Raw genomic sequence first — 16,071 nt, forward strand, 5'->3', positions numbered from 1 at the left:
CCGCACTGCCAACCTTATGATCAACTTGGCTTGGCGGCGCGTTCGGCGGCGCGGACGGCTTCGGCGTAGGACAGGGTGGCGCGGCGGAGGGCGGCTTGAACATGAACTTCGCCGTGTGGGTGGTGCCGTCGATCAGGGTGACGTCCAGAAGCCCACAGGTGTTCGCCAGGGACTTGTCCGTCTTCCAGTTGTAGTGGTACTGCTTGTTACCGTCGGAGTACGTCAGGGTGCTCGCACCCGGAGCGGCGATCGGCTGGAGCGCACCCTTCGGGGTCCAGGTGTCACACGTCGTCGGCTGCAGCTGCGGAACGCCGGCCGCGAAGATGTTCAGGCCCTGGTCACCGCCGAGGCTGAACTTGATCGGGACAGCGCTGCCGGCCTTGGCGGAGTTGACCCCGGCCCCGATCGGCGATTCGAAGCCCTTCCAGTCGAAGGTCACCTGGAAGGTGACGCTGACCGGAGCGGCCTTGTTGCCGGCACGATCCCGAGCGCCGGCGCAGGTGGCGGTGAAGTAGCCGACCTTCGGTCCGCCGGTGACGGACAGGGTGGCCTGCGCGGCGACGCCGCTGTCGCTGTCGGTGGTCGAGCAGCCCGGGTCGACCGACTGGCCGAGGGTGATCTGCTGGCCCTGGCTGACCCCGGTGACCGTGACGGTCGGCGCGGTCACGTCCTCGGCCTCGGTGACCGCCTTGTAGGCGTTGACCAGGCCGTGTCCGAAGAAGCCGTTGACGTTCGGGTTGCTCGGGTCAACCTTGCACCGGCCCTGGGTGTAGTCGGTGCCGGAGGTCGGGCAGGCGAGCGGGATGGCCTGCTTGCGCAGCAGCTCCGCGAGGTAGTCGGGGGTGGCCCCAGGGTGCTTCGACGCCAGCAGCGCGGCGACGCCGGCGACGTGCGGCGAGGCCATCGAGGTGCCGGACAGGGACCGGTAGCTGGCCACGCCGGTCGACGGCGAGGTGGAGTAGATGCTCGACCCCGGAGCGGCCACGTCCACGACGCCGAGCCCGAAGCTGGAGAACGACGAGCGCGCCGGCTGGGTGGTCAGACCCGGGTACCACGGCCCGACGGCGTTCGCGGGGGCGGTGGGCTGGGTGGTCGACGACACCGACACCACGTTCGGCAGCTCTGTCGGCAGGTTGATGCAGCTCGGGTCCAGGGTGCGTCGGACCGGCTTGGTGTCGTCCGGGCTGGTGGTGTCGACCGTCTTGTTGGCGAGGTCCTGGTTCTCGTTGCCCGCCGCGGCGACGTTGAGGATGCCGCGCTCGGTGGTGTAGCCGATCGCGCGCCGGACCGCCTCGACGATCGCCGCCTGGTCGGCCTGGCTCTCACACCAGTACAGCCACGGGTCGATGTAGTAGCTGTTGTTCGTGACCTGGATGTCGTGCTCGGCCGCCCAGATGAAGCCGCAGATCGCGTACTCCGGGTAGATGAAGCCGTCCTTGTTGACGACCTTGATCGCGGCCAGCTTCACGCCGGGCGCGACGCCGACGATGCCGACGCCATTCTTCGCCGCGGCGATGGTTCCGGCCACGTGCGTGCCGTGGTAGTCGGCGGTGAGGCTGTAGGGACGCCACGCGCCCGGCGCGGTGTCCGGGGCGCCGGTGCCGACGCAGTTCACCGACTTCGACTGGTCCACCACCGGGGCAAGGTCCTGGTGATTGGCGTCGATCCCGTCGTCGAGGACGCCGACGGTCACCGTCGAGCTGCCCAGGTTGACCTCGTGCGCGGCGCGCGCGCCGATGAGGATCATGTCGCTCTGCCGGGTCGCGTTCTCCAGGTCGTCCGGCACGTAGGCGTCGACCTGCTCGGCGTCCTCCGCCATGGCGGGCAGCGCGGCGGTCCGGGTGGCACCCGCGGAAAGGACGGCGCCGCCGTGCGCGACGGTCTTCACCTTCTCGGCGAACGACGGGTCGGTGGAGCGCGCGATGACCACACCGATCTGCGCGTACGAGACCATCACCTGACCGCCGGCCTCGGTGACCGCGGCGGCGGCATCCGCCGTCTGCGTCTTGCCGACGGCGTTGACGACGTAGCTGAGGTTGGGACCTTCGGCCGCAGCCGCCGCGCTCGGCACGAGGGCCGCGCCGAACGCCGCGACGAGGCTGGTCGCTGTGGTGACAATGAGGGAACGTCTGCCCAACCTGAATTGCATTCGGGGCCTTTCAAAGGAGGGTGAGGTGGCTCACCCGATCTTGGGGTGGAGCGATCATAGGATGACTTTCCCTGCGCACGCACTCGGCTGGACGGCCGATGCGCATGCCCAGGTGAACGCCGGTTTTCCCTGGCGAGTCGGGTGACCGGCAGCTCCGGGTGATCTTGGTCACCGCGTACGCCTTGGCGCTTTGGTCCGCAACCTGACCGATCCTGCCCATCTGGCCGGCGATAATACCTATCGCAGGTTTTAGCCCGTTAGTGACCGGGTGTGGGCGATATGACCGATCACTGCCATGCCCACAGAGGGAGACGTCCAGTGGATTCCAGCAAGCCCGCCAAGGTAGTGAAGGACGTCGTCGAGGCCGCCGCCGAGAAGGTGGGCGAAGCCCTCAGCCCCGATGTCCCGGGCGCGCCGGGCAGCGCGCCACCGCCGGTCGAGGAGCCGACCACACCGCACGGCCCGTTGCCGCCGAGGCCGGAGCAGGGCGCGCCGGAGACCCGCACCCCGACCGGGGCGAAAACCGGCGCGCCGACGAGCGCGAACGGTCAGCAGGGTGCCTTCCTCACCACCTCCCAAGGGGCGCGACTACGCGACACGGACCACTCGCTGAAGGCCGGACCCCGGGGACCCGTCCTGCTCCAGGACCATCACCTGCGCGAGAAGATCACCCATTTCGACCACGAGCGCATCCCCGAGCGGGTGGTGCACGCGCGGGGCGCCGCGGCGCACGGCCTCTTCACCGCCTACGGCGGTGCCGAAGACGTGACCCGAGCGGGCTTCCTCAAGAAGGGCAAGGAGACCCCGGTCTTTGTCCGGTTCTCCACGGTCCTCGGCTCACGCGGGTCGGCCGACACAGTCCGGGACACCCGTGGCTTCGCGACGAAGTTCTACACCGACGAGGGCACCTTCGATCTCGTCGGCAACAACATCCCGGTCTTCTTCATCCAGGACGCGATCAAGTTCCCCGATGTCATCCACGCCGGCAAACCGCACCCTGACCGGGAGATCCCGCAGGCCCAGAGCGCGCACGACACCTTCTGGGACTTCGTCTCCCTGCACACCGAGGCGCAGCACCACACCATGTGGAACATGTCCGACCGCGGCATCCCGCGCTCGTTCCGGATGATGGAGGGCTTCGGCGTCCATACCTTCCGCCTGATCAATCCCGCCGGGGCGACGGCGCTGGCCAAGTTCCACTGGAAGCCGAAGCTGGGGGTGCACTCCCTGATCTGGGAGGAGGCACAACTGCTCGGCGGCATCGACCCGGACTTCCACCGCCGCGACCTTTATGACGCGATAGAGGCCGGCGCGTACCCGGAGTGGGAGCTGGGCCTCCAGGTCTTTCCCGACACGCCCGACGAGACCTTCGCCGGGATCGACCTGCTCGACCCGACGAAGATCGTGCCGGAGGAACTGGCGGCCGTGCAGCCGGTCGGGCGGTTGGTCCTCAACCGTACGCCGACGAACTTCTTCGCCGAGTCCGAGCAGGTCGCCTTCCACGTCGGCCACCTGCCACCGGGGATCGACGTCACGAACGACCCGCTGCTGCAGGGCCGGTTGTTCTCGTACGTCGACACGCAGATCACCCGGCTGGCCGGCCCGAACTTCCCGCAGATTCCGATCAACCGCCCGCACGCCGCGGTCAACGACATGCTGCGCGACGGCTTCCACCAGGACGCCGTGCACGCGGGCGTCGCGCCGTACCGGCCGAACTCGCTCGACGGCGGCAACCCCTTCACGGCCGGAGACGACGACCACGCGTTCATCGACGTGCCGGTACGAGTGGCGGAGGGGCCCAAGGTACGGGCGCACCCCGCCTCCTTCGACGACCACTACAGCCAGGTCCGCCTGTTCTGGCTGAGCATGTCGCCGGTCGAGAAGGAGCACATCGTCCGCGCCTACACCTTCGAGCTCGGCAAGTGCTACCACGAGGCGATCCGGGAGCGTCAGCTCCGGTGCCTCGCCAACATCGACCCGGTGCTGTGCGCGCAGGTCGCCACCGGTCTGGGCCTAGCCGCCCCGGAGCCGACCGTGCCCCTCGCCGACGTCACACCCAGCCCCGCGCTGTCGCAGGTGGGCCGGGACTGGCCGGTCGACGGCCGGACGATCGGCATCGTCGTCGACCCGGACGGAGATCTCGACGGCGTCAGCCAGCTACGCGGCGCCGTCCTCGCCGCCGGGATGGTGCCGCTCCTGATCGCCCCCCACGCCGGCATGGTCAGCGGCATGTCGGTGCAGCACACTTTCGCCACCGCGCGCTCGGTCCAGTTCGACGCGCTCCTGCTGGCCGGCGCGCCGTCACCGGCGCCGGACGCGCTGCCGGTCCAGAGCGCCACGGCCGGCACGGCGGACTCCGTGGATCCCCGGGTGCTGCTGCTGGTGCAGGAGGCCTGGCGGCACGCCAAGGCGATCGGCGCCTGGGGCGCCGGCGTCGGGGTCCTGGAGCGGGCGGATGTGGCCGGTACCCCCGGCGTCATCACCGGTGATTCGGCGACGGGCGTTCTCACCGGTGTGCAGCGGTTGCTGACCACGCACCGCGTGTGGGCACGGTTTCCCGCATCGGTTTCCTGATCACGCGGCCGGCCTACCGCGCCGGCTTCGGGGTACTCAAGGGGACAGCCGGGTGGACGGCCCCACGAAGGCGTCCGGGGAGGGAGGGATACCGATGGGCAGTGAACCGCCCAGTACCACCGGCATCCCGCGTACCAGCAGCCCCACACCCGCCAGGCAGCAGCAGGCGCCGCCAGCGGACTAGGGCAGGTTCCTCTCCATTCGCCCCGAGGAGGTCCTCATGCCTGCGAAGCGCCGCGCGTTCCTGCTGCCCGTGGGGAGCCGCCATCGGGTTCCCGCCGACGGCTCCGGCACCACGGCCGCGCCGGCCGCTGCCCCCACCGCGCCGGACAGCCGGCTCATCGACAGCGCCGTCTACACCCGCGGCCACCGGTATGCCGCCCCGAAGAGCCTCGCCGAGACCTACCAGTGTCTGCACGAGCTGGAAGGCGCCATGGCCTGGATCGGGCTCTACCGCCCCAACACCGACCAGATCGCCTCACTGGCCGCGGAGTTCAGGCTGCACCACCTGGCCGTGGAGGACGCCATCACCGCCCACCAGCGGCCCAAACTCGAACGCTACGGCGACACGCTCTTCGTGGTGCTGCGCGCCGCCCGCTACGACGACGACCGCGAGGAGGTCGAGTTCAGCGAACTGCACCTGTTCATCGGGCCCGGCTTCGTCATCACCGTCCGGCACGGTGAGGCGCCCGACCTCGCCGCCGTTCGACGGCGGATGGAAGCCGAGCCCGAAATGCTCGCCCGCGGCCCCGAGGCCGTGCTCTACGCGGTCCTCGATCAGGTCGTCGACGGTTACGCGCCCGTCGTCGCCGGCTTGGAGAACGATATCGACGAGATCGAGACCGAGGTGTTCGGCGGCGATCCGAAGGTCAGCCGCCGCATCTACGAGCTCAGCCGGGAGGTCGTCGAGTTCCAACGCGCCGCGCGCCCACTCCTCGGCGTGCTGAAGGCCCTCAGCGCCGGATTCACCAAGTACGGCACCGAGGAGGAGCTTCAGCGATACCTGCGTGATGTCGCCGACCACCTCACCCAGGTTGTCGAACGCGTTGACGGCTACCGTCATCTGCTGCAGAACATCCTCGCCGTCAACGCCACCCTCGTCTCGCAGCAGCAGAATGAGGAGATGCGCAGCCTCACTGCCGCCAGCTACGAACAAAACGAGGAGGTCAAGAAGGTCTCGGCCTGGGCCGCGATCCTGTTCGCCCCCACCCTCATCGGCACTATCTACGGGATGAACTTCGAGAACATGCCCGAGCTGAAGTGGAGCTTCGGGTACCCGTTCGCGATCGCGCTGATGCTCCTCGTGTGTGTCAGCCTCTTTGTCATCTTCAAACGCCGCAACTGGCTCTGATCGACCGGTGGCTGCTGCCGCGTCCGTGGCCGGCCCTGACGGGGCCGACCACGGACGCCAGGATCAGGCGAGGTCGAACCGGTCCAGGTTCATCACCTTGACCCACGCCGCGACGAAGTCGTGCACGAACTTCTCCCGCGCGTCGTCGCTCGCATACACCTCGGCGAGCGCGCGCAGTTCCGAGTTGGAGCCGAAGACGAGATCGACGCGGCTGCCGGTCCACTTGACCTCGCCGGTCGCGGGGTCAAGCGCCTCGAAGGTGTTCGCGTCCTCGGACGTCGGCCGCCACGTCGTGCCCAGGTCGAGCAGGTTGACGAAGAAGTCGTTGGTCAGCGAACCGGGGGTCGTGGTGAGGACACCCAGCGGCGACTGCTGGTAGTTGGCCCCCAGGACGCGCAGACCGCCGACGAGGACCGTCATCTCGGGCGCGCTCAGGGTCAGCAGGTTCGCCTTGTCGATCAGGAGGAACTCGGCCGGCAGGCGGTGGCCCTTGCCGAGGTAGTTGCGGAACCCGTCCGCGGTCGGCTCCAGCGCCGCGAAGGACTCCACGTCGGTCTGCTCCTGCGCCGCGTCGGTCCGTCCCGGGGTGAAGGGGACCTCGACGTCGAAGCCGGCGTTCCGGGCGGCCGCTTCGACGCCCACGCCCCCGGCGAGGACGATGAGATCCGCGAGCGAGACCTGCTTCCCGCCGGTCTGGGCGGCGTTGAAGGCCTTCCGCACCTCCTTCAGGGTGTGCAGCACCCTGGTCAACTCGTCGGGGTTGTTGACCTCCCAACCGTTCTGCGGCGCGAGGCGGACGCGCGCCCCGTTGGCGCCGCCGCGCTTGTCGCTGCCGCGGAACGTCGAGGCCGACGCCCACGCGGTGGAGACCAGCTCGGAGACGGTCAGGCCCGAGGCGAGGAGCTGGCCCTTGAGTGCGGCGACGTCCTCGGCGTCGATGAGCTTGTGCGTCACCGGCGGGAGAGGGTCCTGCCACAGCAGGACCTCGGTGGGGACCTCCGGGCCGAGATAGCGGGCGACCGGCCCCATGTCACGGTGGGTCAGCTTGAACCACGCGCGGGCGAAGGCATCGGCGAACTCGTCCGGGTGCTCCAGGAACCGCCGCGAGATCGCCTCGTAGACCGGGTCGAACCGGAGCGCCAGGTCCGTCGTGAGCATCCGCGGCTCGCGGCGCTTCGTCGGATCGTGTGCCTCAGGCACCAGGTCGGCGCCCGCGCCGTTCTTGGGACGCCACTGGTGCGCGCCGGCCGGCGACTTCATCAGTTCCCACTCGTAGGCGAAGAGGATGTGGAAGAACTCGTTGTCCCACCGGGTCGGGTGGTAGGTCCAGGTGACCTCGAGCCCGCTGGTGATGGTGTCCGCGCCCTTGCCGGTGCCGAAGCTACTCTTCCAGCCCAGGCCCTGCTCCTCGATCGGGGCGCCCTCGGGCTCCGGACCGACGTGGTCCGCGGGACCCGCGCCGTGGGTCTTGCCGAAGGTGTGACCGCCGGCGATCAGGGCGACCGTCTCCTCGTCGTTCATCGCCATCCGGCGGAACGTCTCGCGGATGTCCCGAGCCGCGGCGATCGGGTCCGGGTTACCGTTGGGGCCCTCCGGGTTGACGTAGATGAGGCCCATCTGGACCGCGGCGAGCGGATTCTCCAGTTCCCGCTCGCCGGCGTAGCGCTCGTCGCCGAGCCAGGTGGTCTCGGGGCCCCAGTAGACATCCTCATCGGGCTCCCAGACGTCCGCCCGACCACCGGCGAAGCCGAAGGTCTTGAAGCCCATCGACTCCAGCGCGACGTTGCCGGCGAGGATCATGAGATCGGCCCAGGAGAGCCTCTGGCCGTACTTCTTCTTGACCGGCCACAGCAGGCGGCGAGCCTTGTCGAGGTTTCCGTTGTCCGGCCAACTGTTGAGCGGCGCGAAGCGCTGCTGCCCGGCACCGGCGCCGCCACGACCGTCGCTGATGCGGTAGGTGCCCGCGCTGTGCCACGCCATGCGGACGATGAACGGGCCATAGTGGCCGAAGTCGGCGGGCCACCACTCCTGCGAGGTCGTCAGGACCTCCGCGATGTCCTGCTTCACCGCGGCCAGGTCGAGGGTCTTGAACGCCTCGGCGTAGTTGAACTCCACACCGAGGGGGTTGGCCACTGCCGGGTTCTTGGCAAGGATCTTCAGGTTGAGCTGGTTCGGCCACCAACCGCGGTTGCCACCGCCCTGGGTCGGGTGGGGGGCGCGCCCGTGCGCGACCGGGCAGCGAGACTCGCTGCCGGCGTTCGCGTCGTGGACAACGGCATCGTGGTTCTCGGACATCGAATTCCTTCCGTCACATGTCAGATCAGGGGGATCAGGAACTGCCGGCGGTGGAACAGTCGGGACACCGGCCCCAGTAGGTGACCTCGGCCTCGTCGATCGAGTAGCCGTGGCCGTCGGAGGCGGCCAGGCAGGGCGCCGCGCCGACGGCGCAGTCGACGTCGGCGATGAGGCCACAGGAACGGCACACGACGTGGTGGTGGTTGTCACCGACCCGGGACTCATAGCGCGCCGCGGTGCCGGGCGGTTCGATACGCCGCACCAGACCCACGACGGTCAGCGCGCGTAGCACGTCGTAGACGGCCTGACGGGACACCTCGGGGAGCTCCGTGCGCACAGCCCCGATGATCGAGTCCGTGTCGGCGTGCGGATGCGCCTGCACCGCGCCCAGCACCGCCACCCGAGGGCGGGTGACGCGCAGCGCGGCCCCGCGCAGCATCTGCTGGAAGTCCAAGGTCGCGGCCATGTCCCACAGTCTGGCCCGCTTTCTGGAATGAGTCAAGAATATTGGGGTGACACCCGGGAAGCTCCGGCCAGCGACTCCGGAAACGGACTAAAGCGACAGGCCCGCCCGGATCACCCGGGCGGGCCTGTCGCTCATTCTGGGCGCCCGCTCAGCGCTCCTCACGGAACTCGACATGCCGGCGCGCGACCGGGTCATACTTCCGCAGGACCAGGCGATCCGGGTCGTTGCGGCGGTTCTTGCGGGTCACGTACGTGTAGCCGGTGCCGGCGGTGCTGCGCAGCTTGACGATGGGACGGACGTCGGTCTGCCGGGCCATCAGAGTCGCACCCCCCGGCCGCGCAACTCCGCCACGACCTTCTCAATGCCCTTGCGGTCCACAGTGCGCATCGCCTTTGCCGTCAGGGTCAGGGACACCCATCGCTTCTGGGACGCGAGCCAGTACCGGCGGTGCTGCAGGTTCGGATTCCAGCGGCGGCGGGTGCGCCGGTGGGAGTGGGACACGGCGTTGCCGAAGCTCGGCTCGGCGCCGGTGACCGCACAGCGTCGGGACATGCTTCCTTCCTCCTTCAAACACGTTAACGAGAACGGTTTTCGTTTCTACCCCAGGCCTCCCGGCGAGGCCTCGCCGGGGCGCTCGCCGCTAGCTCAACCTCCCTCGTATAATGAAAATCATTTCCAATAGAGTCGAGAGGACCACGATGTCGACGTCACCGCTCGCGCCAGCCGGCGGCAGGGCCGTGGAGACACGAGCCCGTCCATCGCTGACCGTGCTCGCTGGCTTCTGGCCCGCCGCGACGTACGCCGTCGCCCGCGCCCTGCTGGCCGCGGACGCATCCCTGCTGCTGGTGCGGCACGACCTCACCGGCGTACGGGACGGGCAGGTGCACCGAGTGGTGCGCGACCGGGACGGCCTGTTGGAGGACGAGCAGGTCCACCTCGTCCACGGCTGCATCTCCTGCACGCTGAGGGAAGACGTGCTGCCCACCCTCGTCCGGCTGGCCCGCCACCACCCGGACCGGGATCTACTGCTCATGCTGCCCGAGGTGGTCGAGCCGGAGGCGGTCGCCGCCGCCTGCGCCCACTGCCTGGTCGACGGCGCTACCGTCGCCGATCTGGTGCACGTCGACTCATACGTCACCGTCATCGACGTCGAACACCTGCTCGATGGGTTGGCCAGCACTGACGACCTGAAGACCCTGGGCATCCAGGCTGCCGACGACGACAACCGAGGGCTGGCGGACGTCATAGTCCGGCAGATCGAGTACGCCGACACCATGGTCCTGTGGGGCCAGTCTCGCGATGGGGCGTACGACACCAGCCGGCTGTCAGTCCTGCTCGGGCGCATGGCGCCCTGGGTCACCCAGATCCATGTGGACGGCGGTGACGGTCTCGACGCCGGCGACCTGAGCCGACGACTGCGCGGCACGCACCGCCATCGCCCGGAGACGCCGGGCGTGCTGGCCCGCGGGTTGGCGGGCTACCCGCTCGGTGTCCACGAGCCGCACGCCGACTGCGGTGTCGTCTCCGCCGTCTTCCGGGCCCGCCGCCCGTTCCATCCCCGCCGTCTGCACGATGTCCTCGAAGCCGTCAACGCCGAGATGATCCGCTCACGCGGGCACCTCTGGCTGGCCAGCCAACCCGAGACCGTCGTCGCCTGGGACTTCGCCGGCGGCGGGCTGGCCATGAGCTCCCTCGGCCGCTGGCTCACCGCCGTACCGGACGACCAGTGGGACGACGTGTCCGACCACCGCCGGCTCGCCGCCGTCCTGGATTGGGATCCGTACTACGGGGACCGGCACCAACACCTGGTCTTCATCGGCCTGGACGCCGACGCCGCCGACCTGCACCGCACCCTGACCGCCTGCCTGCTCACCGACGCCGAACTAGCCGATGGTGAGGAGACCTGGCGCGGCTACGACGACCCGTTCGCCGGTTGTTTCCCTCTTGCCGCCGCCGAGCCGACCCTGCAGTTCACCGATCACGAAGGAGAAACCGCATGAAGCCCGACATCCACCCCGAGTACCGGCCGGTCGTCTACCGCGACCGCGCCGCGAACTTCGCCTTCCTCACCCGCTCCACCGCCACCAGCGACCAGACCGTCGAATGGACCGACGGCAACACGTATCCCCTGGTCGACGTGCAGATCTCTGCCGCCAGCCACCCGTTCTGGACCGGCCGGCAGCGCCTGCTCGACACGGAGGGACGGGTGGAGAAGTTCCGCGCGAAGTACGCCCGCCGAGGCCGCCAGCAGCGATGACAGAAGTGGCGCCGGCCGAGTGAAGCGGGTCATCCCCGAAAACCACCCGGCCGGCGCCACTTGGCCTGATCAGCTCTGGTCGATCAGTTCGACGTGCTCGTGCAGGTCGCCCAGGTCCCACTCGGGAAACGGGTCGGGCAAGCACCGCCAGGCGTGCTCACCCGCGGCGATCTCGGCCTCGGTCAGCAGGCACCCGACCAGCGCCGCGCGCAGCCCGTCACGGTCGAGCCCGACGCCGATCAGCACCACCTCCTGCTGACGGTCGCCAAAGACCGGATGCCAGCGGGCCGCCAGCTCGCTCCGCTCGGCCGGGTCTGCCGGCCACTCGCCGGAGACCACCACCGGCACCCCGACCGGTTCACAGCGGCCGGAGGGTCCGGCCTGAGACCAGAGCGCCTGCACGTCGGGGCGGCTGGCCAGCCAGAGGAAGCCCTTGGAGCGGATCACCCCGAAGGCGTCGAGCCCGCCGGCGAGCAGGTCCCACAGCCGATGCGGATGAAACGGCCGGTGGTCGCGGAACACGATGGTGGAGATGCCGTACTCCTCGGTCTCCGGCACGTGCTCGCCGTTGAGCTCGGCCACCCAGCCGGGCGTGGTCTCGGCGCGGTCGAGATCGAACCGGCCGGTGTGCAGGATCTCCACCGGGGGGACCCGCCCGTGCACGGCGCGAATCTGCCGGGCCGCCGGGTTCAGCCGGGCCAGCAGCGCCTCCACCACCGTCAGGTCGGCCGCGTCCACCAGGTCGGTCTTGTTGACCACCAGCACGTCGGCGAACTCGACCTGATCGACCAGCAGGTCGGCGATGCTGCGATCGTCGCCCTCGTACGCCGACAGCCCGCGCTGTTCGAGGGTCTCCCCCGCCTCGATGCGAGCCAGCAGTCCTGCGGCATCCACCACGGTCACGGTGGTGTCCAGCCGGGCGAGGTCGTCGAGCACCTGGCCGTCCTCCACGCCGAAGGCGAAGGTGGCCGCCACCGGCATCGGTTCGGAGATCCCGCTGGATTCGACCAGCAGGTAGTCGAACCGGCCCTGCCGAGCCAGCCGCGCGACCTCGTTGAGCAGGTCGTCGCGCAGCGTGCAGCAGATACAGCCGTTGGTCAGCTCCACCAGCCGCTCCTCGGTCCGCGACAGCGATCCGCCGTCACGGACCAGCGTGGCGTCGATGTTGACCTCGCTCATGTCGTTGACGATCACGGCGACCCGCAGCCCGTCCCGATTGGCCAGGACGTGGTTGAGCAGGCTGGTCTTGCCCGCGCCGAGAAAGCCGGAGAGCACGGTCACCGGCAGGCGGTCGGTCACGGCTCGCCCACCACCTGTCGTCCCTTGTAGAGCCCACAGTGCGCGCAGGCCCGGTGCGGCAGCACCATCTCCTTTCGGGGGCATGGACAGGGGGTCGACTGCGGCACCCGCGCCTTCCACCGGGCCCGGCGGTGCCGGGTGTTCGATCTCGACATCTTTCGCTTCGGCACGGCCACGGCAGGTCTCCTCACTCGTCGGACTACGCTTGGCAGACATGCAAACGATAACGGTTTTCGTTAAGGCCTTGGATCGCGGGTCCGAATTCGGGCACCCGACACGCGCGACCACCTATTGACGCCACAGCACGTGACGTGATGTGCTCACTCCGTAACGCTAACGACAATCGTGATCATTAACGTGAAGGAGGAGCATGTCTCTCACCGTTCCACCCAGCCTGCTCGATGCCGCCGAGTCCGGCCCCGTCGACGACGAGGCCTTCGTCGCCTGCGTTCGCGACTCGCTGCCCTACGCCTGGCAGACCGTCAGCCGCGTGGCCGCCGACCTGGGCTCCGGTGACGCGGAGTTCGCCGACAACGTCATACCGCCGCCCACCGAGGCGGAGCGCGGGCAGTTGTTGAGAGCCCTCGCCAGTGACGCCATCCGGGCCAGCCTGGAGCGCCACTTCGGGGTGAAGCTCGCGTTCCAGAACTGTCATCGGGTGGCGGCCTTCCGGCTGTCCGCCGTGGGCTCCGACACCTACCGCAGGTTCATCTCGACCCGTGGCCAGCTGCTCAACCAGTCGCCCGAGCTGCGTGACTGCTGACCCGCTCGGCGCCCGGCGGGCAGCGGAGCAGGCGCAGGCACACCTGTTCCTGCTCGCCGGGCACCGCGACGGCGGCAGCCACGCCCAGGCGCTGGCCAACGCCCACGACTACGGTCTGGCCGCGGAGGCCGACGGCTACGCCGGCGTCTGGATCGCCGAACACCACTTCATCTCCTACGGCGTGTGCCCGTCCGCCGTGGCCTTCGCGGCGCACCTGCTCGGCGCCACCCGACGCATCACGGTCGGCACCGCCGCCTGCGTCCTGTCCCACCGCCACCCGGTCGCGTTGGCCGAGGAAGCGGTCCTGCTCGACGAGCTTTCCGGGGGTCGGTTTCTGCTCGGTGTGGGCCGGGGCGGGCCCTGGGTCGACCTGGAGGTCTTCGGCTCCGGCCTGGATCGCTACGAACACGGCTTCGCCGAATCGCTGGATATCCTCCGACGGTGGCTGTCCGGCGTGGGCATGGTGTCCGGCAACCGGCGTTTTCCGTTCCGGCCGGTGTCGGTGGTGCCCCGGCCTCGCCGCCGGGTCCCGGTCTGGATCGCGGCGACGTCTCCCGCCACGGTGGACCTCGCCGCCCGACACGGATCGCCGCTGCTGCTCGGGCTGCACGCCGATCTTGAGGAGAAGCGGTCGTTGTTGGACCGGTACGCGCGGGTCGCGACGGCGCACGGCCACGAGGCGAGCGCGATCCCGCACGCCAGCGCGCATCTGGCCCACGTCGAGAACACCGACGCGGAGGCGGCGCAGACGGTCCGAGACGCGCTGCCCGCACTGCTGGTCGGCACGCGCGACTACATCCGCCTCGACGACGGCCCGGCCGGTCCACGGGACATCGACGGGTACGTGCGGCACCTGGTCGACATCCATCCGGTCGGCGGGGCGGGTCGGTGCCGCGAGGTGGTCACCGCCGCGGCGGCGCTGCCCGGCGTACGGCACTTGCTGTTCATGGTGGAAGCCACCGGCGATCGGCGCGTCACCATGAGAACCATCCATCGGCTCGCCACCGAGGTGCTCGAGTGTGTCGGCGCCCCGAAGACGCCCCACTCCGGTAAACTTAGTTCACATGAAAACCGTTTGCAATAGCAATGTCGGGAGGCGTCAACGGTGAAGGTCGCTTTCGTGGGCAAAGGTGGCAGCGGAAAGACGACGCTGGCGGCTCTGTTCGCCCGTCACCTCGCCGGCCAGGGCCGGCCGGTGCTCGCCATCGACGCCGATATCAACCAACACCTGGTGGTCGCCCTCGGCGGCGACGCGAACGACCTGGCCGGCGCGGCCCCGCTGGGCGAGCATCTGCCGATAATCAAGGACTACCTGCGGGGCGACAACCCGCGCATCGGCGCGGCAAGCCAGATGGTCAAGACCACCCCGCCCGGGCGCGGATCACGGCTGCTGCGAGTGGTCGAGGAGAACCCGATCTACGCCGCCTGCGTACGCCGGATCGGCGAGGTGCGCATGGCGGTCACCGGCGAGTTCAACGCCGAGGACCTGGGGGTGGCCTGCTACCACTCGAAGGTTGGCGCGGTGGAGCTGCTGCTCAACCACATGCTCGACGGGCCCGGAGAATACGTGGTGGTGGACATGACCGCGGGTGCGGACTCCTTCGCCTCCGGGCTGTTCACCCGCTTCGACCGCACCTTTCTCGTGTGCGAGCCGACGGTGCGCAGCGTCGGGGTCTACCGGCAGTACGCCGGCCACGCCCGCGACTACGGCGTGGCGCTGTCGGTCGTCGGCAACAAGATCGAGGACGCCAGTGACCTGGACTTCCTGCGCGAGCACGTCGGCACGGACCTACTGACCTGGCTCAGCCGCTCGCCCTACGTACGCCGGGCGGAGCGCGGCGCGGTCGGTCCGCTAACCGAGCTCGAAGACGTCAACCGCGAGGCCCTGGCACAGCTGGCGGGAACCGTGGACGGCACACCGCAGAACTGGGCGGCCTTCACCCGGTGGGCACACGAATTCCATCGACGCAACGCTGTCGCCTGGGCCAACGATCGCGTCGGGGTGGACCTTGCCGCGCAGATCGATCCCGACTTCCGAATGAATCCACAGGTCGCCGACGTGCCGGCAGCGGTTACCGCGTGAACCTGCCGCCTCACGCGGCGCACGAAGCGCAGGTGCCGAATATTTCCATGGTGTGACTGACGTCGGTGAACCCATGCTGGCTCGCGACCTGGTCGGCCCACCGCTCCACCGCCGGCCCGGCCACCTCGACCGTACGCCCGCACTCCCGGCAGACCAGGTGATGATGGTGCCGGCTCTGGCTGCACCGGCGGAACAGCTGCTCCCCGCCGGGCAATCGGGTCGAGTCGATCTCACCGGCGTCGACCAGCAGCTGCAGGGTCCGGTAGACGGTGGTCAGCCCCACCCGCGCCTTCCGGGCGATGAGCATCTGGTGCAACTGCTGCGCGGTGTGAAAGCCCTCCACCTCGCGCAGCAGCGCCAGCACCTCGGCGCGCTGCCGGGTGTTCCGGGTCACGTTCGGGATCACCTGGGTCACCGTTCCGCCGTTCCACTCGTCTCCTGCGTCGATCGCGACGCCCGCTTCGGTGCCCGCGCACCTGTCGGCTACGCGGTGCCCCGACCCATTATGCGTTGCGCATATCTGCATGCTGCAGGTCCACGAGTGGAACCAGGGGCAGGCAACCAACCTGACCGAACCCCGCGTAACGCTCTGATCACTCTAGGATGCTGGGGCCGACATCGGAGAAGGTGATCGCCCTGAGTACGACTGACCCCGCCGCTCCCGTCACGCCACACCCGTCCCCGTCCCCGACATCGACATCGAATACCGAGCCCACGCCGACCGGACCTGGCCGGCTGGTCGGTTCGGTTGAGGTGTTGTGTGTGGTGCTCATTCTGGTCGGTGTTCTGCATCGGCAGTTGGGTGTGTGGGTGGCTGATGCGCGGTTGCAGACG

15 protein-coding genes are annotated in these 16,071 nt (G+C 69.3%); 7 read left to right on the plus strand and 8 right to left on the minus strand.

The window, feature by feature from the left end; translation table 11 throughout:
• A partial coding sequence (locus tag ABZ671_RS31150) for a S8 family serine peptidase (RefSeq protein WP_357864830.1) occupies nucleotides 1-2,137 on the minus strand: 2,137 nt, incomplete at its 3' end.
• 330 nt (nucleotides 2,138-2,467) lie between these two features.
• Between ABZ671_RS31150 and ABZ671_RS31155 the strand changes: the two genes are divergently transcribed.
• Entirely contained in the window at nucleotides 2,468-4,723 is a 2,256-nt protein-coding gene (locus ABZ671_RS31155) for a catalase (RefSeq protein ID WP_357864831.1), read from the plus strand.
• 220 nt (nucleotides 4,724-4,943) lie between these two features.
• The gene (gene corA, locus ABZ671_RS31160) at nucleotides 4,944-6,074 is read left to right on the plus strand and encodes a magnesium/cobalt transporter CorA (RefSeq protein WP_357864833.1); all 1,131 of its coding nucleotides are present in this window, start codon (nucleotides 4,944-4,946) and stop codon (nucleotides 6,072-6,074) included.
• 63 nt (nucleotides 6,075-6,137) lie between these two features.
• Here corA and katG read toward each other — a convergent pair whose 3' ends face one another.
• The 4 genes from katG to rpmB all read right to left on the minus strand — a co-directional run bounded on the left by katG (nucleotide 6,138) and on the right by rpmB (nucleotide 9,387).
• On the minus strand, nucleotides 6,138-8,369 hold the full coding sequence (katG, locus tag ABZ671_RS31165; RefSeq protein WP_357864835.1) for a catalase/peroxidase HPI: 2,232 nt from the start codon (nucleotides 8,367-8,369) through the stop codon (nucleotides 6,138-6,140).
• A 34-nt stretch (nucleotides 8,370-8,403) separates the two neighbouring features.
• Nucleotides 8,404-8,835 (minus strand): Fur family transcriptional regulator, encoded by a 432-nt coding sequence (locus ABZ671_RS31170; RefSeq protein WP_357864837.1) that lies wholly within the window; start codon nucleotides 8,833-8,835, stop codon nucleotides 8,404-8,406.
• A 148-nt stretch (nucleotides 8,836-8,983) separates the two neighbouring features.
• On the minus strand, nucleotides 8,984-9,151 hold the full coding sequence (gene rpmG / locus ABZ671_RS31175) for a 50S ribosomal protein L33 (RefSeq protein WP_357864838.1): 168 nt from the start codon (nucleotides 9,149-9,151) through the stop codon (nucleotides 8,984-8,986).
• Nucleotides 9,151-9,387 carry a 50S ribosomal protein L28 gene (gene rpmB / locus ABZ671_RS31180; RefSeq protein WP_357864840.1) on the minus strand — a complete coding sequence of 79 codons (237 nt, stop codon included), beginning with the start codon at nucleotides 9,385-9,387 and terminating at the stop codon, nucleotides 9,151-9,153. Before rpmB ends, rpmG begins: the two co-directional genes overlap by 1 nt.
• A gap of 146 nt (nucleotides 9,388-9,533) precedes the next feature.
• Between rpmB and ABZ671_RS31185 the strand changes: the two genes are divergently transcribed.
• Nucleotides 9,534-10,835 (plus strand): GTP-binding protein, encoded by a 1,302-nt coding sequence (locus ABZ671_RS31185; RefSeq protein WP_357864841.1) that lies wholly within the window; start codon nucleotides 9,534-9,536, stop codon nucleotides 10,833-10,835.
• Nucleotides 10,832-11,092, plus strand: coding sequence for a type B 50S ribosomal protein L31 (locus tag ABZ671_RS31190; protein WP_357864844.1), 261 nt, complete (start codon nucleotides 10,832-10,834; stop codon nucleotides 11,090-11,092). Before ABZ671_RS31185 ends, ABZ671_RS31190 begins: the two co-directional genes overlap by 4 nt.
• 69 nt (nucleotides 11,093-11,161) lie before the next feature.
• Here ABZ671_RS31190 and ABZ671_RS31195 read toward each other — a convergent pair whose 3' ends face one another.
• Both ABZ671_RS31195 and rpmF read right to left on the minus strand, forming a co-directional pair.
• Nucleotides 11,162-12,391, minus strand: coding sequence for a GTP-binding protein (locus tag ABZ671_RS31195; RefSeq protein ID WP_357864846.1), 1,230 nt, complete (start codon nucleotides 12,389-12,391; stop codon nucleotides 11,162-11,164).
• On the minus strand, nucleotides 12,388-12,567 hold the full coding sequence (gene rpmF / locus ABZ671_RS31200; RefSeq protein WP_357864848.1) for a 50S ribosomal protein L32: 180 nt from the start codon (nucleotides 12,565-12,567) through the stop codon (nucleotides 12,388-12,390). The genes ABZ671_RS31195 and rpmF overlap by 4 nt, the downstream gene beginning before the upstream one ends.
• Nucleotides 12,568-12,761: 194 nt before the next feature.
• Here rpmF and ABZ671_RS31205 point away from each other — a divergent pair, with 194 nt between their 5' ends.
• Genes ABZ671_RS31205 through ABZ671_RS31215 form a run of 3 tightly spaced genes read left to right on the plus strand, consistent with a single transcriptional unit; the run spans nucleotide 12,762 to nucleotide 15,237 of the window.
• A complete protein-coding gene (locus ABZ671_RS31205; RefSeq protein ID WP_357864849.1) occupies nucleotides 12,762-13,154 on the plus strand; it encodes an SCO5389 family protein in 393 nt (130 codons plus the stop codon).
• Complete coding sequence (locus tag ABZ671_RS31210) at nucleotides 13,144-14,238, plus strand: LLM class flavin-dependent oxidoreductase (RefSeq protein ID WP_357864851.1); 1,095 nt, start codon at nucleotides 13,144-13,146, stop codon at nucleotides 14,236-14,238. The genes ABZ671_RS31205 and ABZ671_RS31210 overlap by 11 nt, the downstream gene beginning before the upstream one ends.
• 21 nt (nucleotides 14,239-14,259) lie before the next feature.
• Nucleotides 14,260-15,237 (plus strand): ATP-binding protein, encoded by a 978-nt coding sequence (locus ABZ671_RS31215; RefSeq protein ID WP_357864854.1) that lies wholly within the window; start codon nucleotides 14,260-14,262, stop codon nucleotides 15,235-15,237.
• Nucleotides 15,238-15,247: 10 nt separating this feature from the next.
• On the opposite strand, the gene ABZ671_RS31220 is transcribed toward ABZ671_RS31215, so the two are convergent.
• Nucleotides 15,248-15,685 (minus strand): transcriptional repressor, encoded by a 438-nt coding sequence (locus ABZ671_RS31220; RefSeq protein ID WP_357864855.1) that lies wholly within the window; start codon nucleotides 15,683-15,685, stop codon nucleotides 15,248-15,250.
• Between the last annotated feature and the right edge of the window lie 386 nt (nucleotides 15,686-16,071).

The organism is Micromonospora sp. NPDC006766 (assembly GCF_040636055.1).
Lineage (GTDB): Bacteria > Actinomycetota > Actinomycetes > Mycobacteriales > Micromonosporaceae > Micromonospora.